This is a genomic window from Actinobacillus genomosp. 1 (assembly GCF_029774175.1).
GTDB lineage: Bacteria > Pseudomonadota > Gammaproteobacteria > Enterobacterales > Pasteurellaceae > Actinobacillus.
Map to the genome: position 1 here is coordinate 2,055,739 of NZ_CP103834.1, position 17,721 is coordinate 2,073,459.

The 17,721-nt window shown below is 40.8% G+C and carries 24 protein-coding genes; 20 read left to right on the plus strand and 4 right to left on the minus strand.

What is annotated here, in order from left to right; genetic code table 11:
• Positions 1-56 precede the first annotated feature (56 nt).
• Entirely contained in the window at positions 57-1,145 is a 1,089-nt protein-coding gene (locus NYR63_RS09615) for a transferrin-binding protein-like solute binding protein (protein WP_279457320.1), read from the plus strand.
• A gap of 45 nt (positions 1,146-1,190) precedes the next feature.
• Here NYR63_RS09615 and menH read toward each other — a convergent pair whose 3' ends face one another.
• Positions 1,191-1,955: a 2-succinyl-6-hydroxy-2,4-cyclohexadiene-1-carboxylate synthase gene (gene menH, locus NYR63_RS09620; protein ID WP_279457321.1), complete on the minus strand. Its 765-nt coding sequence runs from the start codon at positions 1,953-1,955 to the stop codon at positions 1,191-1,193.
• Complete coding sequence (gene menD, locus NYR63_RS09625) at positions 1,955-3,661, minus strand: 2-succinyl-5-enolpyruvyl-6-hydroxy-3-cyclohexene-1-carboxylic-acid synthase (RefSeq protein WP_279457322.1); 1,707 nt, start codon at positions 3,659-3,661, stop codon at positions 1,955-1,957. Before menD ends, menH begins: the two co-directional genes overlap by 1 nt.
• A 252-nt stretch (positions 3,662-3,913) precedes the next feature.
• Between menD and NYR63_RS09630 the strand changes: the two genes are divergently transcribed.
• Genes NYR63_RS09630 through nagA form a run of 6 tightly spaced genes read left to right on the plus strand, consistent with a single transcriptional unit; the run spans position 3,914 to position 9,067 of the window.
• Positions 3,914-4,507, plus strand: a complete 594-nt coding sequence (locus NYR63_RS09630; protein WP_279457323.1) for an SGNH/GDSL hydrolase family protein — start codon at positions 3,914-3,916, stop codon at positions 4,505-4,507.
• Positions 4,508-4,544: 37 nt separating this feature from the next.
• Positions 4,545-5,234: an N-acetylmannosamine-6-phosphate 2-epimerase gene (locus NYR63_RS09635; RefSeq protein WP_279457324.1), complete on the plus strand. Its 690-nt coding sequence runs from the start codon at positions 4,545-4,547 to the stop codon at positions 5,232-5,234.
• Positions 5,235-5,243: 9 nt separating this feature from the next.
• Positions 5,244-6,116 (plus strand): N-acetylmannosamine kinase, encoded by an 873-nt coding sequence (locus tag NYR63_RS09640; protein ID WP_279457325.1) that lies wholly within the window; start codon positions 5,244-5,246, stop codon positions 6,114-6,116.
• A 20-nt stretch (positions 6,117-6,136) separates the two neighbouring features.
• Positions 6,137-7,015 carry an N-acetylneuraminate lyase gene (gene nanA, locus NYR63_RS09645; RefSeq protein WP_039198256.1) on the plus strand — a complete coding sequence of 293 codons (879 nt, stop codon included), beginning with the start codon at positions 6,137-6,139 and terminating at the stop codon, positions 7,013-7,015.
• Between the two features lie 45 nt (positions 7,016-7,060).
• Positions 7,061-7,864: a glucosamine-6-phosphate deaminase gene (nagB, locus tag NYR63_RS09650; RefSeq protein ID WP_279457326.1), complete on the plus strand. Its 804-nt coding sequence runs from the start codon at positions 7,061-7,063 to the stop codon at positions 7,862-7,864.
• A 51-nt stretch (positions 7,865-7,915) separates the two neighbouring features.
• Entirely contained in the window at positions 7,916-9,067 is a 1,152-nt protein-coding gene (nagA, locus tag NYR63_RS09655; RefSeq protein ID WP_279457327.1) for an N-acetylglucosamine-6-phosphate deacetylase, read from the plus strand.
• Between the two features lie 128 nt (positions 9,068-9,195).
• On the opposite strand, the gene fumC is transcribed toward nagA, so the two are convergent.
• Positions 9,196-10,590, minus strand: coding sequence for a class II fumarate hydratase (fumC, locus tag NYR63_RS09660; RefSeq protein ID WP_012263385.1), 1,395 nt, complete (start codon positions 10,588-10,590; stop codon positions 9,196-9,198).
• Positions 10,591-10,745: 155 nt separating this feature from the next.
• On the minus strand, positions 10,746-11,402 hold the full coding sequence (locus NYR63_RS09665) for a TfoX/Sxy family DNA transformation protein (protein ID WP_279457328.1): 657 nt from the start codon (positions 11,400-11,402) through the stop codon (positions 10,746-10,748).
• 412 nt (positions 11,403-11,814) lie between these two features.
• Between NYR63_RS09665 and rpsJ the strand changes: the two genes are divergently transcribed.
• The 13 genes from rpsJ to rplX all read left to right on the plus strand — a co-directional run bounded on the left by rpsJ (position 11,815) and on the right by rplX (position 17,715).
• Positions 11,815-12,126: a 30S ribosomal protein S10 gene (rpsJ, locus tag NYR63_RS09670; protein WP_001181005.1), complete on the plus strand. Its 312-nt coding sequence runs from the start codon at positions 11,815-11,817 to the stop codon at positions 12,124-12,126.
• A 25-nt stretch (positions 12,127-12,151) separates the two neighbouring features.
• The gene (rplC, locus tag NYR63_RS09675) at positions 12,152-12,778 is read left to right on the plus strand and encodes a 50S ribosomal protein L3 (protein WP_005599280.1); all 627 of its coding nucleotides are present in this window, start codon (positions 12,152-12,154) and stop codon (positions 12,776-12,778) included.
• Between the two features lie 15 nt (positions 12,779-12,793).
• On the plus strand, positions 12,794-13,396 hold the full coding sequence (rplD, locus tag NYR63_RS09680; RefSeq protein ID WP_005599282.1) for a 50S ribosomal protein L4: 603 nt from the start codon (positions 12,794-12,796) through the stop codon (positions 13,394-13,396).
• Positions 13,393-13,698, plus strand: coding sequence for a 50S ribosomal protein L23 (gene rplW, locus NYR63_RS09685; RefSeq protein WP_005599290.1), 306 nt, complete (start codon positions 13,393-13,395; stop codon positions 13,696-13,698). Before rplD ends, rplW begins: the two co-directional genes overlap by 4 nt.
• 20 nt (positions 13,699-13,718) lie before the next feature.
• Positions 13,719-14,540: a 50S ribosomal protein L2 gene (gene rplB / locus NYR63_RS09690; RefSeq protein WP_014992368.1), complete on the plus strand. Its 822-nt coding sequence runs from the start codon at positions 13,719-13,721 to the stop codon at positions 14,538-14,540.
• A 27-nt stretch (positions 14,541-14,567) separates the two neighbouring features.
• Positions 14,568-14,843 carry a 30S ribosomal protein S19 gene (rpsS, locus tag NYR63_RS09695; protein ID WP_005539416.1) on the plus strand — a complete coding sequence of 92 codons (276 nt, stop codon included), beginning with the start codon at positions 14,568-14,570 and terminating at the stop codon, positions 14,841-14,843.
• 10 nt (positions 14,844-14,853) lie between these two features.
• Positions 14,854-15,186, plus strand: coding sequence for a 50S ribosomal protein L22 (gene rplV / locus NYR63_RS09700; RefSeq protein ID WP_010945717.1), 333 nt, complete (start codon positions 14,854-14,856; stop codon positions 15,184-15,186).
• Positions 15,187-15,204: 18 nt separating this feature from the next.
• A complete protein-coding gene (rpsC, locus tag NYR63_RS09705; RefSeq protein WP_005599293.1) occupies positions 15,205-15,912 on the plus strand; it encodes a 30S ribosomal protein S3 in 708 nt (235 codons plus the stop codon).
• Between the two features lie 13 nt (positions 15,913-15,925).
• On the plus strand, positions 15,926-16,336 hold the full coding sequence (gene rplP / locus NYR63_RS09710) for a 50S ribosomal protein L16 (RefSeq protein ID WP_005599294.1): 411 nt from the start codon (positions 15,926-15,928) through the stop codon (positions 16,334-16,336).
• The gene (gene rpmC, locus NYR63_RS09715) at positions 16,336-16,527 is read left to right on the plus strand and encodes a 50S ribosomal protein L29 (RefSeq protein ID WP_005599295.1); all 192 of its coding nucleotides are present in this window, start codon (positions 16,336-16,338) and stop codon (positions 16,525-16,527) included. Before rplP ends, rpmC begins: the two co-directional genes overlap by 1 nt.
• Complete coding sequence (rpsQ, locus tag NYR63_RS09720; RefSeq protein ID WP_010945713.1) at positions 16,527-16,781, plus strand: 30S ribosomal protein S17; 255 nt, start codon at positions 16,527-16,529, stop codon at positions 16,779-16,781. The genes rpmC and rpsQ overlap by 1 nt, the downstream gene beginning before the upstream one ends.
• 240 nt (positions 16,782-17,021) lie before the next feature.
• Positions 17,022-17,393, plus strand: a complete 372-nt coding sequence (gene rplN, locus NYR63_RS09725; protein ID WP_005619403.1) for a 50S ribosomal protein L14 — start codon at positions 17,022-17,024, stop codon at positions 17,391-17,393.
• A gap of 10 nt (positions 17,394-17,403) precedes the next feature.
• The gene (gene rplX, locus NYR63_RS09730; protein WP_279457330.1) at positions 17,404-17,715 is read left to right on the plus strand and encodes a 50S ribosomal protein L24; all 312 of its coding nucleotides are present in this window, start codon (positions 17,404-17,406) and stop codon (positions 17,713-17,715) included.
• Positions 17,716-17,721: the final 6 nt, after the last annotated feature.

Sequence of the window (17,721 nt, forward strand, 5' to 3'; positions counted from 1 at the left end):
TTTTATTGTAAATTAAAGTGTTTATTTATTGTGTTTTAAGTATAAGGAATTTTTTAATGAATATTGCAACAAAATTAATAGCCGGTTTAGTCGCAGGTTTAGTGCTTACCGCATGTAGTGGCGGCGGCTCATCGGATTCATCGCCTAAACCAAATTCGGAATCTACGCCTAAGGTTGATATGTCCGCACCAAAAGCGGAGCAGCCAAAAAAAGAGGAAGCCCCGCAAGCGGATAGCCAGAAAGAGAAAGAACCTAAAAGTATGGCTCCACTGATGGGAAGCCCAAAAGTAGAGAAACAGAAAGACAATAACCTACAAGAGAAAAGTCCAAAGGCAGACGAACCGCAAGTAATAGATCCAAAATTAGGTGCTCCACAAAAAGATGATCAGAAGTTAGAAGAACCTAAGAATAAAAGTAATGCGGAAATTCTTAAGGAATTAGGGGTTAAGGATATTAAAACAGGGATTATTACTCGCCCAGATGTAATACTAAATTTAACATTGGATGAACAAGAAAATATTCAGATTAGATTAAGTGAAAGTGATATAGTCCGTAATGATTTAAAAATTACAAATACAATTCCAAATCAAGACATCAGAACCTTAAAAGATTCTACAGGTAGATTATTAGGTTACTATGGATATATGCAGCTAAATCAGGTAAGAGAAGGTGAACGTTATGGTATTAATAATGTAGATCTTGTAGGACATTATTTGTTATCTATGGATGAATCAACAAAAACGATACCGGATAAATCTATGAAATATATAGGTAATATGTTGTATAGCTATAATGTAGATAGCCAAAATTTAGTAGCAGATGTTCAGGCATCATATAGTCATACAGATAAAAAATTATCGATGGATATATTTGGAAAAGATGGAGAACATTGGAGATTAGCAGATACATCTAGAACAAATGTTAAATTGCCACTAAATCAGTTACATAATACTGCTGTATCAGAGAATGGAGATATAAGTGGTCGTTTATATTTAGAAGATAGTAGCTCATCAAAATTTGTACCTGACGCAAATTTCTCTGGCAGTCTTTTTGGTAAAAATGGAGAAGTGTTAGCTGGAAATGCTATTAGCGATAAATGGCAAGGCGTAATCGGTGCTACTGCAACAAAAGAAGATAAAAAATAAATTCGTTTCTAACTAATCTGAAAGCTATCCTTTGGGATAGCTTTTTTACTTTTTAATCAGTACTAATAGCGCATCGGTAAAAGATTCCGGGTTTTCATAATGCGCGTTATGTCCGGCATTAGGGATAAGCTGATGATTGAGTTTATTGTCGGAGGCGATTTTTCTAAATTTCTGATCATCTTCACCGATAAAAAAGGTGATATTCGACTTAGTTTCAGAGAGCGATGGTAAGAAATAGTTTTGTTTTGCAAGACTAGTCGCTTCAAGCATAGCCGCAACGGCTGATCTGTTATTGTTTTGGCGTTTTTCGATTAAATTTAACCGCTTGTGTTGGCCTAAATTAGTAAAAACGGCTTGTTGATACCAATCATTTAATACTTTCACTATCGGTTCGTTACGGAAACGTTCCGCCCATTGATGGTCGTTTTGCCAACGAGCTTGGCGTTCTGCATCCGTTGCTAAGCCGATGTTCGTTCCTTCAAGAATCGTGTGTTTTAGCTGAGGATTATTGGTGTTGAGTGTATAGTCCAACGCTAAACGCCCACCTAACGAATAGCCGACCAAATAAAAAGGCTGATTGCCGATATATTGTAAAATGGTTTGATGAATGAGTTCTCTGGCATGAGTAAAGCCGTGGCAGGCAATATGTTCGCTTGCGCCATGTAAGGGGAGATCAATGGTAAGCGGTCGAATTTGCGGAAAATTTTGCAAGCGGTCTAACACCGCCTGCCAATCTTGTTGCGAACCGAGTAAACCGTGCAGAAACACCACTGGTGTACCCGTTTCACTGTGCCATGTTGCGTGGAGCATTAGGCGATTTCCGCTTGCGAGATTTGTTTGATTAACGATTTATAAAGGTTGCTACCGTCTTGATCATTTACTTTGATTTCAACGATGGTCACCCCTTTACGTCCGTAAGCGAGTTTTAGTTTGGCTTTAAGATCCGCCCATGTAAACGGACGGATATATTCAATGCCGAACATGGTTGCAATCGGAGCAAATTCGTAGTTGTGTGATAAACGGTAGAATTGTTCTTTCGCTTGCGCTTCCACCGGTAACATATCGAAAATCGCACCGCCGCTATTATTAATTACAAATAAAATACACGGGTGGCTAATTTTATTCAGTAATGAAACCGAATTAAGATCATGTAAAGCGGAAATATCACCGATAACGCCAACTGTCGGCTGACCTCTACCTTTTGCCACACCCGCCATCGTTGCGATTAAACCGTCAATGCCGCTGGCACCACGGTTGGTATAAACCGGATAACCTTCCGGTAATTTACATAACGCATCGACTAAGCGTACAAATAAGCTGTTACCGATAAATAAATTACCGCTGGTCGCCAACACTTCTTCAATATGATGCGCTAATGAAGCTTCATTTAGACTGCCGCCTACTTGCTGTTCGATAAAACCGGCACAGAATTGTGACAGTGCAAGCGGCTCTAATAGCCACGGTTTTTGACGAAGCGGCGGATGCACGCGTAAGAAATGGTGCGCTTTCGCCACAAAACGGGTTTGATGATGTGCAAACGGATTCAGATAATCTTTATATTCGTCCACTTGCCAAAATTCGCCTTTAAAGGCTTCAAGGAATTTATTCACTCTTTTACTGACGATTTGGCCGCCGAACTGAATCACGATATCCGCTTGTAACAAACGCTGATGAACCGTGTTGTTAGACAGCCAAATATCCGCATACGGCAAATTGGCATCGACGCAAGATTGCACGTCGGTGATTAAACACCAGCCGAGAGTTTCCGCCCAGGCTTTGATGCCGATACCTTGTTCGACCGGTAATTTACCGACTACGATTACGCCGCGTTTGGTACGCCAATAATCCCAATTCTCGTGCATCGACACTTCGCTTTGAATCGTTTGGCTGTTAATCCATTTGGTTTGTGAATTGATTAACCAACTTTGAACCGGTTTTAACCATGGATGAGTCGCGATTGCATTTTCATCCGCTTCATATAACGGTTCGGCAAAAGGGGCATTGATATGAACTACACCGCCTTGTTGGCTTTGCGTGACGCACGCTTGTTCAATCGTTGCGACTAACCAGCTTGCGGTATAATGTTCCGACGGTTTCGGTAAGTTAATACTCGTAATCGGATAATCGGCAAAAATACCTTGTTGGGGAATCGCTTGATTTGCGCCGCAACCGATTAATTCCGGCGGGCGATCGGCGGAAAGTACGATTAATTTATGATGTGTCAGACTGGCTTCGATAACTGCAGGGTAAAGGTTTGCCACAGCCGTACCTGAGGTCACGATAATCGCGACCGGATCATTGGTCGCTTTGGCAATACCGAGAGCAAAAAAGCCCAGTCCGCGTTCATCGAAGTGACTATGGCATTGAGCCTGTTGATCTTGTTGTAATTGTAGGGCTTCGAGAGTTAAAGGTGTTGAACGTGAACCCGGTGCGATACAGAAATGTTTCACGCCGTAACGTAATAAGGCGTTTACGATCACTTTTGCCCAAGTGCGGTTAAAGGTGCTGACTGTCATATCTCTTCCCTGTTTCTCTATAACTGGTTTAATTTTCACTAAATGGCAAGATTGTAGCAAAATCTGGCAAAAATGGGTGGAAAATTACCGCTTGTTATTCATTTTATTTCGCTTTTTATCAAATCGTTTTTTGCAGATTTACAAAATTAATGAGAAGTACTTCACAGATTTTGAACTTTATGAATGAAAATTACTCCGTTAAAGCTATAATAAATGGCGTATTTATTCATAAGTTTTACGGAGTTTGGAGAAATGTTATCAGATGCGGATATTTTCCAACGTTATCAAACTAAGCGTATTGAGTTTGAACGGGATACTGAAATTAGTTTAATCGGACATTCTCTGTTTGATATGTGGAGTGATTGGCAAACGAATCTCGAGTTTAAAGGACAAACGGTTGCTAATTTAGCTATTTCCGGTGTGAGTACCCGCCAATATTTAGATGTTATAGCGAAACCGCAACATATTAAAAAGTTGGGACAATCCGTTTTCTTTTTCCTCGGCGTAAACGATATTGTTAAAGAAGCCGATTATTCTCCCGCCCAAGTAATGGCGTGGTTATTGCAAATTATTCAGCAAATTCAACCGCTTGCAATGCCAAATACCCGCTATTTTTTACTTGAAGCCACACCTGTTCGTCATATTAGTACGGTAACCAATGTTCAAATTCAGCAGCTTAATGCTTATTTAGCGGAACATTGTCCGACTTATCTTACCTTTATTCGGACATTTGATGCTTTTACTGATCATGAAGGTAATTTAAACGCTGATTTCACCACGGATGGGTTACATTTTAATTTACAAGGTTATGCTGTTTTGCGTCAGTTATTAGAAAGCTATGTATAAGCTTTATTTGAAAGCATAACGAACTCAAGGAGTTTATATGTCAAAGTTATCTCATACGGAAGTATTGAATACGATTCGAAACGGTTTAATCGCTTCGTGTCAGCCGGTTGATGACGGCCCGATGGACAAACCGGAGATCGTGGCGGCGATGGCGCAAGCCTCGCTTATCGGCGGTGCGGCAGGATTACGTATTGAAGGGGTCGATAATTTAAAAGCGACTCGTCCGACGGTGAAAGCGCCGATTATTGCGATTGTAAAACGTGATTTACCGGATAGTCCGGTACGTATTACCCCGTTTTTACAAGATATTGATGATCTGGCTACAGCCGGTGCCGATATTATTGCGGTGGACGGTACGGATCGTGTTCGACCGGTTACGATTGAAGCGGCGTTAAAACGTATTCACGAGCAAGGCTGTTTGGCCATGGCGGACTGCTCGACTTTGGCAGAGGGGTTATATTGTCAGCAACTCGGTTTCGATATTGTCGGTAGTACGATGTCGGGTTATACCGGTGGGGAAGTACCGAATGAACCGGATTATCAGTTAGTTAAAGATTTAAAAGCGGCGGGTTGTTTTGTGATGGCGGAAGGGCGTTATAACTCACCGCAACTGGCAAAAACCGCAATTGAAATCGGTGCGGATTGCGTCACGGTCGGTTCGGCATTAACGCGTTTGGAGCATATTGTCGGCTGGTTTGCTGATGAGATAAAAACTGCGAAAGTTTAAGGGGAATGTATGCGTTGTTTAGCATTAGATATCGGCGGTACTAAGATTGCCTCGGCATTAGTCGAAAACGGAGTCATTTCCCAACGCCGACAAATCAGCACACCGCAACAAGATGCGGCGGAAGCGATGCACCATACTTTAGCGGACATTTTGCAACACTACCAAGGGCAGTTTGATGCGGTGTCAGTGGCTTCAACCGGTATTATCAATAACGGTGTTTTAACCGCATTAAACCCGAAAAATTTAGGTGGGTTAGCTTTTTTTCCATTGCAAGAAAGTATTGCACGTCATACCGATAAACCGATTTTCTTACTCAATGACGTGCAAGCGGCGGCTTGTGCCGAATATCAACATCAAGATAAACAAGCGGTCGAAAATTTTGTATTTATTACCGTTTCAACCGGCGTTGGCGGTGGCATTATCCAAAACGGCAAATTGCTAACCCAACCAAATGGCGTAGCAGGGCATATTGGACATACTTTAGCGGATCCGAACGGACCAGTCTGTGGCTGTGGTCGCCGAGGTTGTGTGGAAGCGATTGCTTCCGGGCGAGCTATCGAAGCGGTTTCAAGCCAATGGACAGAACCTTGTACCCCGAAACAAGTATTTGAGCAATTCCGAGCGGGCAACGTACAAGCGGTCGAATTAGTCGAAAAATCTGCAAAAGTGATCGCCAATTTAGTGGCGGATTTAACCATTGGTTTAGATACGCAAAAAGTGGTGATCGGCGGTAGTGTCGGCTTGGCAGAAGGTTATTTGCCGCTCGTGCAAAAATATTTAGCCGAAATGCCGCATTTCTATCATTGTGAATTGGAAGCGGCGAAATATGGTGGTGATGCCGGTTTAATCGGTGCAGCGGCATGGGCGGAACAACATTTTTAATTAAATTTAAGGAACATAATATGAAAAATTTAACCGGTATTTTTAGTGCGTTACTCGTAGCATTTAACGAAGACGGCTCAATTAATGAAAAAGGCTTGCGCCAAATTATTCGTCATAATATCGACAAAATGAAAGTGGACGGTTTATATGTCGGCGGTTCAACCGGAGAAAACTTTATGCTTTCCACCGCAGAGAAAAAAGAAATTTTCCGTATCGCAAAAGACGAAGCGAAAGATCAAATTGCCCTGATTGCTCAAGTGGGTAGCGTGAATTTACAAGAGGCGGTTGAATTAGGTAAATATGCAACCGAATTAGGTTATGACTGTTTATCGGCGGTGACACCGTTCTATTACAAATTCAGCTTTGCCGAAATCAAACATTATTACGACACCATTATTGCCGAAACCGGCAACAATATGATCGTCTATTCGATTCCGTTCTTAACCGGTGTGAATATCGGTGTAGAGCAGTTCGGCGAATTGTATAAAAATCCGAAAATTTTAGGGGTGAAATTTACCGCCGGCGATTTCTATTTATTGGAACGCTTGAAAAAAGCCTATCCGAACCATTTAATTTGGGCGGGCTTTGATGAAATGATGTTACCTGCGGTGGCACTAGGCGTGGACGGTGCAATCGGTTCGACCTTCAACGTGAACGCACCGCGCGCTCGTCAAATTTTTGAATTGACCAAACAAGGTAAATTGGCGGAAGCGTTAGCGGTACAACACGTGACCAATGATTTGATTGAAGGCATTTTAGCGAACGGTTTATATCTCACCATTAAAGAATTACTTAAATTACAAGGTGTGGAAGCCGGTTATTGCCGTGAGCCGATGACCGCTAAAGCAACCGATAAACAACTTGAAGTGGCAAAAGCGCTTTATGCAAAATTTTTATAAAATTTGACCGCTTGTCATATATAACAACAATAATTAGGAAATATTATGCGTCTTATCCCATTACAAACCAGCGAGCAAGTGAGCCGTTGGGCCGCTCGCCATATTGTTGAACGAATCAATCAATTTCAGCCGACTGCGGATCGTCCTTTTGTGTTAGGTTTACCGACCGGCGGTACACCGCTACAGACTTATAAGGAATTGATTCGTTTATATCAAGCCGGCGAAGTGAGCTTTCAGCACGTGGTTACGTTTAATATGGACGAATATGTCGGCTTACCTAAGGAACATCCGCAAAGTTACCATACTTTTATGTACCGTAACTTCTTTGACCATATCGATATTCAACCGCAAAATATCAATATTTTGAACGGCAATACCGAGGATCATGATGCGGAATGTCGCCGCTATGAAGAGAAAATTCAGTCATACGGAAAGATCAATCTGTTTATGGGCGGTGTCGGTGTGGACGGTCATATTGCGTTTAACGAACCGGCTTCCTCTTTAAGTTCACGTACTCGGATTAAAACGCTAACCGAAGATACCTTAATTGCGAACTCTCGTTTTTTTGACAATGATGTTGCCAAAGTACCGAAATATGCCTTAACCATCGGTGTGGCGACCTTGTTAGATGCGGAAGAAGTGATGTTGCTGATCACAGGCCATAATAAAGCATTGGCATTACAGGCTTGTGTCGAAGGGGCGGTAAATCATATGTGGACGGTCACCGCATTACAAATGCACAAACGAGGAATTGTAGTGTGTGACGAACCTGCGACTCAAGAACTCAAAGTCAAAACCGTGAAATATTTCACCCAATTAGAAACACAAGCAATTCAAAGCGTGTTGTAAGTTTTAAGGTCTGTTACACTATGAACAGACCTTTTCCTTTGGAGAACAAGAATGAAATATGCGTTCACCAACAGCGTGATTTATACCGCCAAAGAGGTGCTATATGGACACGCTGTGGTTATTGAAAATGACAAAATCCAAGCGATCATACGTGAAGAACAATTAGCGGACGATATCCAACGTATTAATTTACAGGGGCATAATCTCACCGCCGGTTTTATTGACTTACAGCTAAACGGCTGTGGCGGCGTGATGGTAAATAGCGAACCGACAGTTCACACTTTTGAAATTATGCAGCAAACCAATTTACGTTCAGGCACAACAAGTTATTTACCGACCTTTATTACTGCACCTGATGAGGGTATGAAACAAGTAGTCGCAGCGATGCGTGATTATTTGCAGAAATATCAAAATCAAGCACTCGGTTTGCATTTGGAAGGCCCTTATCTCAGCCTTGAGAAAAAAGGTGTACATCGTGCCGAATATGTGCGTGAAATCAGCCCTGAAATGCAACAGTTTCTATGTGATAACGCTGATGTGATCACCAAAATTACTTTAGCGGCGGAGAACCCGACCGCAAAAGCAATTCCTGAATTTGTGAAAAGTGGCATTATTGTGTCGGTCGGACACTCGAACGCCACTTATCAAGTGGCAAAACAAGCGTTTGCCAATGGTGCAACCTTTGCTACCCATTTACACAATGCTATGTCGCCTATCAGTTCCGGACGTGCAATGGGCGTTGTCGGCGCTGTGTTAGACAGCGATGAGGTTTATACCGGTATTATTGTGGACGGTTTACACGTCGAATTTGGTAATGTCAAAATCGCTAAACGAGCTAAAGGTGACAAACTTTGTATCGTCACCGATGCCACTGCAGCGGCAGGTTCGGATATCGAACAATTTGATTTTGTCGGTACCACGGTGTATGTGCGTGACGGTAAATGCTATGACGCTAACGGCACTTTAGGCGGAGCATCCATTACGATGATCGAATCGGTTAAAAATGCGGTGCAGGAAGTTGGGATTCCGTTAGATGAAACGTTGAGAATGTGTAATTACTATCCGGCGAAAGCGATTGGTGTTGATGATCGTTTAGGTTCGATTGAAGTGGGTAAAATTGCGAATCTGACCGTCTTTACCAACCGTTTCGAAGTAATTGGTTGTGTGGTAAACGGTGAATGGAACGCTTTTAGCCAAGAATGAAATAAGCATTAATGAAACAAGCGGTTAGATTTCAAGAAAGTTTTGCAAAAAAATATTGAAATCTAACCGCTTGTTAGAAGAAAAAGGGCTATCATCCGATAGCCCTTAATATATTTAAGATATCCCGCTTATTTTAAGCTACCTACCATATCTTCCGGACGAACCCATTCATCGAATTGTTCAGCGGTAACTAAACCTAAGTTAATCGCTTCTTCTTTTAAGGTTGTCCCGTTTTTATGTGCGGTTTTCGCAATTTTCGCCGCATTTTCATAACCGATATGTGTATTTAATGCGGTCACCAACATTAACGATTGGTCAAGTTGTTGTTTAATACGTTGATAGTTCGGTTCAATACCTGTTGCACAGTGTTCGTCAAACGAAATACATACATCCGCTAAAAGTTGCGCAGATTGTAAGAAGTTTGCCGCCATTACCGGTTTGAATACGTTTAATTGGAAGTGACCTTGGCTACCGGCAAATGAAATGGTGGTATCGTTACCTAATACTTGTGCCGCAACCATTGTCATCGCTTCACATTGAGTCGGATTAACTTTACCCGGCATAATTGATGAACCCGGTTCATTTTCAGGAATTAAGATTTCACCGATACCTGAACGAGGGCCGGAAGCTAATAAACGAATGTCGTTCGCAATTTTGAATAAAGACATAGCGATTTGTTTTAATGCACCGTGTGTTTCAACGATTGCATCGTGGGTTGCTAGTGCTTCAAATTTATTTTCCGCCGTGATAAACGGTAAACCGGTAAATTTCGCAATATATTCCGCTACTTTCACGTCATAGCCTTTCGGTGTATTTAAGCCGGTACCTACCGCCGTACCGCCCAATGCCATTTGACGTAAATGCGGTAAGGTATTTTTCAGTGCGATTAAACCGAAATGTAATTGTGCCGCATAAGCGGAGAATTCTTGACCTAATGTAAGCGGTGTTGCGTCCATTAAGTGAGTACGACCGATTTTAACCACGTCTTTAAACGCTTCTGATTTTGCCGCGAAAGTTTTTTGTAAACGTTCTACCGCAGGAATAGTTTGTTCAACTACTTTTTTATAAGCGGCGATATGCATTGCGGTTGGATATGTGTCGTTTGACGATTGTGATTTGTTTACGTCATCATTCGGGTGAATAACCGATTTCTCACCTAATTTACCACCGTGAATAACGTGCGCACGGTTTGCAATAACTTCATTTAAGTTCATATTAGATTGCGTACCGGAACCAGTTTGCCAAATGACAAGCGGGAATTCTTCATCTAATTTACCGGCAAGGATTTCATCACATGCTTGTGCGATTAAATCGCGTTTTTCCGCAGGTAATACACCTAAATCTGTATTTGCAAATGCAGCCGCTTTTTTCAAGTAACCGAATGCTTCAATGATTTCTTTTGGCATTGATGCTTCGGGACCAATTTTAAAATTATTACGTGAACGCTCTGTTTGCGCCGCCCAATAACGATTAGCTGGTACTTGAACTTCGCCCATGGTATCTTTTTCAATACGGAATTCCATTGTGTTCTCCTATAGGATAAAAATAGATTTTACTTAAATAAACTAACGAGTTATAGGTAGGATGGTAGCATTGAGATAATAAGAAAGGAACTAACTTAGCGTATTCCTTTCTAGTTTTTTATTGGTTTTGTGATATGGATCATAAATAAAGCAAATTAGTTGCTAGATGAGATAGTGAAGCGTTTACGCAGACCCGCATTATAAAGAGCCAAATCAGCTTCAACCAGTAAAGATTGTTTTTCCCGTTTAGATAACATATAGATATATTTGTGTTCAAGAGCACCGTAAAGCTTGAAGAGCAGTAATTCTGTTACTTCTAAACCGAGCAGTATCAGTTTGACGAAAGCGTCTATAATCCCCACGTTTTTCAGGTCGTCTACCGTATAAATTTCAACACGTGCCAGTAATCTTTCGATATTAATATTTAAATTGGGAAGGAGACGAATTTTATTTTTATTTTGAGAAATCAGCTTTGCTTTTGCCGTTTGATATTCTTCGATAGAAGACAGAATCCAGTGCGTATATGAATGAAGATTATGAATAATAGAAGAAGGTATGAAATAAAAAATATGAGATTGCTGTTTGCCGATACGGCGGTCGATAAGAAAATGTACCGGTATCGTGCGTATTATATCTGAATAAAATCGGTCTGATTTTCTTAAGTATAACTTATCATTTTTATGATCATAGAGGGCGAACATAGTATCGTCTTTAAATATTCCTAAGTAAGAAAAATAGCTTTTGAAGTTGATTTCTCCAATCGGACTAAAAATCTCCTTAAGATATTGGAACTTTTTTGGGGATATTGCCATTGTGTTTCTCCTTTGTAACTTATGTTTATTGTGTTTTTAATTTGGTAGATGGTTGTTTGTATATTTTGCAAAATAAATTTATTATTGTCAATAATGTAAATATTTTAGCTTAAACAACTTTAATACACGCCAGTACAGTTATTTCCGGTAAAAAGCAAATTAAAGCTTGCTTTTAAATATTTTTTACAATAGAATATCGCCACTTTGATGCTCATCGTATTTACGATGTAGATACGAAGATTTTAAAGTCGCTTGGTGTAATCATTTATCAAGCGGTACTACAGATATTGTAGTACATACAATGTTTCCGATTTGGAAACTATATAGGTATAACTGCGCTCCCTTATATTTTATGATTTAAGTGGTAGTTCGGTTTTTTTATTAGCTAAATTTTAATTGGAGCTCTGGTCTAATGCAGAACCAAAGAATCCGTATCCGCTTAAAAGCATTTGATCATCGTTTAATTGATCAATCTACTGCGGAGATCGTAGAAACAGCTAAACGTACTGGTGCACAAGTTCGTGGTCCAATTCCTTTACCAACTCGTAAAGAACGTTTTACTGTATTGATTTCTCCACACGTGAACAAAGATGCACGTGACCAATATGAAATCCGTACTCACAAACGTTTAGTTGATATTGTTGAGCCAACAGAAAAAACTGTTGATGCATTAATGCGTTTAGATCTAGCTGCTGGCGTTGATGTTCAGATTAGTCTAGGTTAATTGGGAATTTTAAGAGGTTATTACAATGATTGGTTTAGTCGGTCGTAAAGTTGGTATGACCCGCGTTTTCACTGAAGACGGCGTGTCAATTCCAGTTACCGTTATCGAAATCGAAGCCAACCGTGTTACTCAAGTTAAAACCCTTGAAAACGATGGCTATTCTGCAATTCAAGTTACTACCGGTTCGAAAAAAGCGAATCGTGTAACTAAGCCAGAAGCAGGCCATTTCGTGAAAGCAGGTGTTGAAGCTGGTCGCGGTTTATGGGAATTTCGTACTGAAGGTGAAGAATTCACTTTAGGTCAAGAAATCAATGTTGACATCTTTACAGATGTTAAAAAAGTAGATGTTACTGGTACTTCTAAAGGTAAAGGTTTCCAAGGCGGTGTTAAACGTTGGAACTTCCGTACTCAAGATGCTACCCATGGTAACTCTTTATCACATCGTGTACTTGGTTCTATTGGTCAAAACCAAACTCCGGGTCGTGTGTTTAAAGGTAAAAAAATGGCAGGACACTTAGGTGCTGAGCGTGTAACTGTTCAATCACTTGAAGTTGTTCGTGTAGATGCTGAGCGTAAATTATTATTAGTTAAAGGTGCCGTTCCGGGTGCAACTAATAGTGATGTTATCGTAAAACCGGCAGTTAAAGCATAAGTCTAGGAGATAGAGATGGAATTACAAGTTGTAGGTGCAAACGCACTAACTGTTTCTGAAACTACCTTCGGACGTGAGTTTAACGAAGCGTTAATCCACCAAGTAGTTGTTGCATATGCGGCAGGTGCTCGTCAAGGTTCACGCGCTCAAAAAACTCGTGCTGAAGTGTCTGGTTCAGGTAAAAAACCTTGGCGTCAAAAAGGTACAGGTCGCGCACGTTCTGGTGATATCAAATCACCAATCTGGCGTTCAGGTGGTATCACATTCGCTGCGAAACCACAAGATCACAGCCAAAAAGTGAACAAAAAAATGTACCGTGGTGCAATCAAAAGCATCCTTTCTGAATTAGTTCGTCAAGAACGTTTAGTGGTTGTTGAGAAATTCGAAATCGAAGCACCAAAAACTAAAGTATTAGTACAAAAATTAAAAGATTTAGCGTTAAACGACGCTTTAATCATCACTGCAAACTTAGATGAGAATCTATTCTTAGCAGCACGTAACTTATACAAAGTAGACGTTCGTGATGTTCAAGGTATCGATCCAGTAAGTTTAATCGCTTTCGATAAAGTGGTTATCACTGCTGATGCGGTAAAACAAATTGAGGAGATGTTAGCATGATTCAACAAGAACGTTTGCTAAAAGTGCTTAAAGCACCACATATCTCTGAAAAAGCGACGAATAATGCTGAAAAAGGCAACACTATCGTTTTCAAAGTAGCATTAGATGCTAATAAAGTTGAAATTGCTAACGCAGTTGAACAATTATTTGAAGTGAAAGTGGATTCTGTACGTACTGTTGTTGTTAAAGGTAAAACTAAACGTCACGGTGCTAAATCAGGTCGTCGTAGTGACTGGAAAAAAGCTTATGTTACTCTTCAAGAAGGTCAATCACTTGACTTCGTTGAAGGTGCGGCAGAGTAATTACGGAGGAGAATTTATAAATGGCTATCGTTAAATGTAAGCCGACCTCCGCTGGTCGTCGTCACGTAGTTAAAGTTGTTAACGCAGAATTACATAAGGGTAAACCTTATGCACCTTTATTAGATAGCAAATCTAAAACTGGTGGTCGTAACAATTTAGGTCGTATCACAACTCGTCACATCGGTGGCGGTCACAAACAACACTACCGTTTAGTGGATTTCAAACGTAACAAGTTAGATATCCCTGCAGTAGTTGAGCGTTTAGAATACGATCCGAACCGTTCTGCGAACATTGCATTAGTGCTTTATAAAGATGGTGAACGCCGTTATATCTTAGCACCAAAAGGTTTATCTGTTGGTGATACGATTCAAGCGGGTGCTTCAGCTCCGATTAAAGCTGGTAATGCGTTACCAATGCGTAATATCCCGGTAGGTACTACAGTTCATAACGTTGAATTAAAACCTGGTAAAGGTGGTCAAATTGCACGTTCTGCTGGTGCTTACGTACAAATTATCGCTCGTGAAGGTAACTATGTAACTTTACGTCTTCGTTCAGGCGAAATGCGTAAAGTATTAGCTGAGTGTACTGCAACCATCGGTGAAGTAGGTAACTCAGAGCATATGCTTCGCGTTCTTGGTAAAGCAGGTGCTAACCGCTGGAGAGGCGTTCGCCCTACAGTTCGTGGTACTGCGATGAACCCGGTAGACCACCCGCACGGTGGTGGTGAAGGTCGTAACTTCGGTAAACACCCTGTTACACCTTGGGGCGTTCAAACCAAAGGTAAGAAAACTCGTCACAACAAACGTACTGATAAATATATCGTACGTCGTCGTGGCAAATAATTTTATTCATTAATATAGGATAGTCCAATGCCACGTTCCCTCAAGAAAGGTCCTTTCCTTGACCTACACTTGTTGAAGAAGGTAGAGAAGGCGGTGGAAAGCGGGGATAAAAAACCAATTAAAACTTGGTCCCGTCGTTCAATGATCATTCCATCAATGATTGGTTTGACCATCGCAGTCCATAATGGTCGTCAGCACGTTCCAGTTTATGTATCAGACGAAATGATCGGTCATAAATTAGGTGAATTTGCACCGACTCGTACATACCGCGGTCATGCCGCAGATAAGAAAGCTAAGAAATAAGAGGTAAAAGATGGAAACTATTGCTAAACATCGTTACGCTCGTACCTCTGCACAAAAAGCTCGCTTAGTTGCTGACTTAATTCGCGGTAAAAAAGTTGCGCAAGCATTAGAAATTTTAACTTTCACTAACAAAAAAGCATCAGCTTTAGTTAAGAAAGTATTAGAATCAGCTATTGCAAACGCAGAGCACAATGATGGTGCAGATGTAGACGATCTTAAAGTTGCTAAAATCTTCGTAGATGAAGGTCCAAGCATGAAACGTGTAATGCCACGTGCAAAAGGTCGTGCAGATCGTATCTTAAAACGTACAAGCCACATTACTGTGGTTGTGTCAGATCGTTAATCGGTAGGAGAATAACAAATGGGTCAGAAAGTACATCCTAATGGTATTCGCCTTGGTATTGTTAAACCATGGAACTCTACTTGGTTCGCGAATACACAAGATTTCGCTGATAACTTAGACGGCGATTTCAAAGTACGTAAATTCTTAAACAAAGAGTTAGCGAACGCTTCAGTATCACGTATCACTATTGAACGTCCTGCAAAAAGCATTCGTGTAACTATCCACACAGCTCGTCCTGGTATCGTTATCGGTAAAAAAGGCGAAGATGTTGAAAAATTACGTAACGCAGTATCTCAAATTGCTGGCGTTCCGGCTCAAATCAACATCGCTGAAGTGAAAAAACCTGAGCTAGATGCGAAATTAGTAGCAGATAGCATCGCTTCTCAACTTGAACGTCGTGTAATGTTCCGTCGTGCAATGAAACGTGCGGTACAAAACGCAATGCGTTTAGGTGCTAAAGGTATCAAAGTTGAAGTTAGCGGTCGTTTAGGTGGTGCAGAAATTGCTCGCTCAGAGTGGTATCGTGAAGGCCGTGTGCCATTACATACACTTCGTGCAGACATCGACTATAACACTGCGGAAGCTCACACAACTTACGGCGTAATCGGCGTTAAAGTGTGGATCTTCAAAGGTGAAATCCTCGGTGGTATGGCTGCAGTGATTGAATCTGAAAAAGAACCAGCGGCACAGCCTAAAAAGGCGCCACGTGGCAAAGGTCGTAAATAAGGAGAATCACTGAATGTTACAACCAAAACGCACAAAATTCCGTAAAGTACACAAAGGCCGTAACCGTGGTATCGCGGGCGGTACAGAAGTGAGCTTCGGTACATTCGGTTTAAAAGCAGTTGGTCGCTGCCGTTTAACAGCTCGTCAAATCGAAGCGGCACGTCGTGCAATGACACGTGCAGTTAAACGTCAAGGTAAAATCTGGATCCGTGTGTTCCCAGACAAACCAATTACTGAAAAACCATTAGAAGTCCGTATGGGTAAAGGTAAAGGTAACGTTGAGTACTGGGTAGCTTTAATCCAACCGGGTAAAGTTTTATATGAAATGGATGGTGTTTCTGAAGAAATCGCACGTCACGCATTTGCGTTAGCGGCAGCGAAATTACCAGTTAAAACCACATTTGTAACTAAGACGGTGATGTAATGAAAGCTCAAGAACTACGTAACAAAAATGTTGAAGAGCTGAATGCTGAATTAATCAACCTTTTAGGTGAACAATTCAAATTGCGTATGCAAGCAGCCACCGGTCAGCTTCAACAAACCCATCAGTTAAAACAAGTGCGTCGTAGTATTGCACAAGTTAAAACTGTATTAACCGAAAAGGCGGGTGAGTAATGACTGATAAAATTCGTACAGTACAAGGTAAAGTAGTTAGCGACAAAATGGATAAATCATTTGTAGTTGCTATCGAACGTACAGTGAAACACCCTTTATACGGTAAATTCATTCGTCGTACTACTAAATTACACGTACACGATGAAAACAACGAAGCTAAATTAGGTGATGTAGTAGAAATTCAGGAATGTCGTCCTGTTTCTAAAACTAAATCACACAAATTAGTTCGTGTTGTAGAAAAAGCAGTAGCTTAATCTACGAATTCATTTATAAACAAGCGGTATAATACCGCTTGTTTTTTGCAAATTTTAAGCCCTAAAGCTAAACGATTAGGGCTTTTTTATTTGTAATTTTTAAGCGAAAGATTACCGCTAATACCGCAAAATTTTATTTGATTTATGATGGGGTGTTGGGGTATAATTCGCCACCTACTTGCATAGGGCAAGTAGATTTTCGTCCCGAAAGGGTGTTTTTTAATTTAACGGAGCACTAATATGATCCAAGAACAGACTATGCTGGATGTTGCTGATAACTCAGGGGCTCGTAGCGTAATGTGTATCAAGGTTCTAGGTGGATCGCACCGTCGTTACGCTGCTATCGGCGATATCATCAAAGTTACTGTAAAAGAAGCAATTCCACGCGGTAAAGTTAAAAAAGGTGATGTGTTAAAAGCAGTTGTTGTGCGCACCAAGAAGGGTGTTCGTCGCCCAGATGGCTCAGTTATTCGTTTCGATGGTAACGCTTGTGTAATTTTAAACAATAACACTGAGCAACCAATCGGTACTCGTATTTTTGGACCTGTGACTCGTGAACTTCGTTCTGAGAAGTTTATGAAGATCATTTCATTAGCTCCAGAAGTACTGTAAGGGGAATGTAATGGCTGCTAAAATCCGTCAAAATGATGAAGTAATTGTTCTTACCGGTAAAGATAAGGGCAAACGTGGTAAGGTAACTCAAGTGTTACCAAACGGTAAAGTAATTGTTGAAGGTGTTAAAATCATCACTAAACATGAAAAACCAGTACCTGCTTTAGGTAAAGCTGGTGGCTTAGTGAAAAAAGAAGCTGCAATTGATGTGTCAAATATTGCAATTTTCAACCCGAAAACAAATAAAGCTGACCGTGTAGGTTTTAGATTCGAAGATGGTAAAAAAGTACGTTTCTTCAAATCTAATAATGAAATTATTTAATTAACT

Excerpts from the sequence above, each read along its gene's own strand:
- nagA (WP_279457327.1), top strand. The coding sequence starts at position 7,916 with ATGAAATATGCGTTCACCAACAGCGTGATTTATACCGCCAAAGAGGTG.
- rpsC (WP_005599293.1), top strand. The coding sequence starts at position 15,205 with ATGGGTCAGAAAGTACATCCTAATGGTATTCGCCTTGGTATTGTTAAA.
- nagB (WP_279457326.1), top strand. The coding sequence starts at position 7,061 with ATGCGTCTTATCCCATTACAAACCAGCGAGCAAGTGAGCCGTTGGGCC.
- NYR63_RS09630 (WP_279457323.1), top strand. The coding sequence starts at position 3,914 with ATGTTATCAGATGCGGATATTTTCCAACGTTATCAAACTAAGCGTATT.
- rplB (WP_014992368.1), top strand. The coding sequence starts at position 13,719 with ATGGCTATCGTTAAATGTAAGCCGACCTCCGCTGGTCGTCGTCACGTA.
- rpsS (WP_005539416.1), top strand. The coding sequence starts at position 14,568 with ATGCCACGTTCCCTCAAGAAAGGTCCTTTCCTTGACCTACACTTGTTG.
- rplP (WP_005599294.1), top strand. The coding sequence starts at position 15,926 with ATGTTACAACCAAAACGCACAAAATTCCGTAAAGTACACAAAGGCCGT.
- rplN (WP_005619403.1), top strand. The coding sequence starts at position 17,022 with ATGATCCAAGAACAGACTATGCTGGATGTTGCTGATAACTCAGGGGCT.
- rplW (WP_005599290.1), top strand. The coding sequence starts at position 13,393 with ATGATTCAACAAGAACGTTTGCTAAAAGTGCTTAAAGCACCACATATC.
- rplC (WP_005599280.1), top strand. The coding sequence starts at position 12,152 with ATGATTGGTTTAGTCGGTCGTAAAGTTGGTATGACCCGCGTTTTCACT.
- NYR63_RS09615 (WP_279457320.1), top strand. The coding sequence starts at position 57 with ATGAATATTGCAACAAAATTAATAGCCGGTTTAGTCGCAGGTTTAGTG.
- menD (WP_279457322.1), bottom strand. The coding sequence starts at position 3,661 with ATGACAGTCAGCACCTTTAACCGCACTTGGGCAAAAGTGATCGTAAAC.
- NYR63_RS09640 (WP_279457325.1), top strand. The coding sequence starts at position 5,244 with ATGCGTTGTTTAGCATTAGATATCGGCGGTACTAAGATTGCCTCGGCA.
- rplX (WP_279457330.1), top strand. The coding sequence starts at position 17,404 with ATGGCTGCTAAAATCCGTCAAAATGATGAAGTAATTGTTCTTACCGGT.
- NYR63_RS09665 (WP_279457328.1), bottom strand. The coding sequence starts at position 11,402 with ATGGCAATATCCCCAAAAAAGTTCCAATATCTTAAGGAGATTTTTAGT.
- rplD (WP_005599282.1), top strand. The coding sequence starts at position 12,794 with ATGGAATTACAAGTTGTAGGTGCAAACGCACTAACTGTTTCTGAAACT.
- rplV (WP_010945717.1), top strand. The coding sequence starts at position 14,854 with ATGGAAACTATTGCTAAACATCGTTACGCTCGTACCTCTGCACAAAAA.
- rpsJ (WP_001181005.1), top strand. The coding sequence starts at position 11,815 with ATGCAGAACCAAAGAATCCGTATCCGCTTAAAAGCATTTGATCATCGT.
- fumC (WP_012263385.1), bottom strand. The coding sequence starts at position 10,590 with ATGGAATTCCGTATTGAAAAAGATACCATGGGCGAAGTTCAAGTACCA.
- menH (WP_279457321.1), bottom strand. The coding sequence starts at position 1,955 with ATGCTCCACGCAACATGGCACAGTGAAACGGGTACACCAGTGGTGTTT.
- nanA (WP_039198256.1), top strand. The coding sequence starts at position 6,137 with ATGAAAAATTTAACCGGTATTTTTAGTGCGTTACTCGTAGCATTTAAC.
- rpmC (WP_005599295.1), top strand. The coding sequence starts at position 16,336 with ATGAAAGCTCAAGAACTACGTAACAAAAATGTTGAAGAGCTGAATGCT.
- rpsQ (WP_010945713.1), top strand. The coding sequence starts at position 16,527 with ATGACTGATAAAATTCGTACAGTACAAGGTAAAGTAGTTAGCGACAAA.
- NYR63_RS09635 (WP_279457324.1), top strand. The coding sequence starts at position 4,545 with ATGTCAAAGTTATCTCATACGGAAGTATTGAATACGATTCGAAACGGT.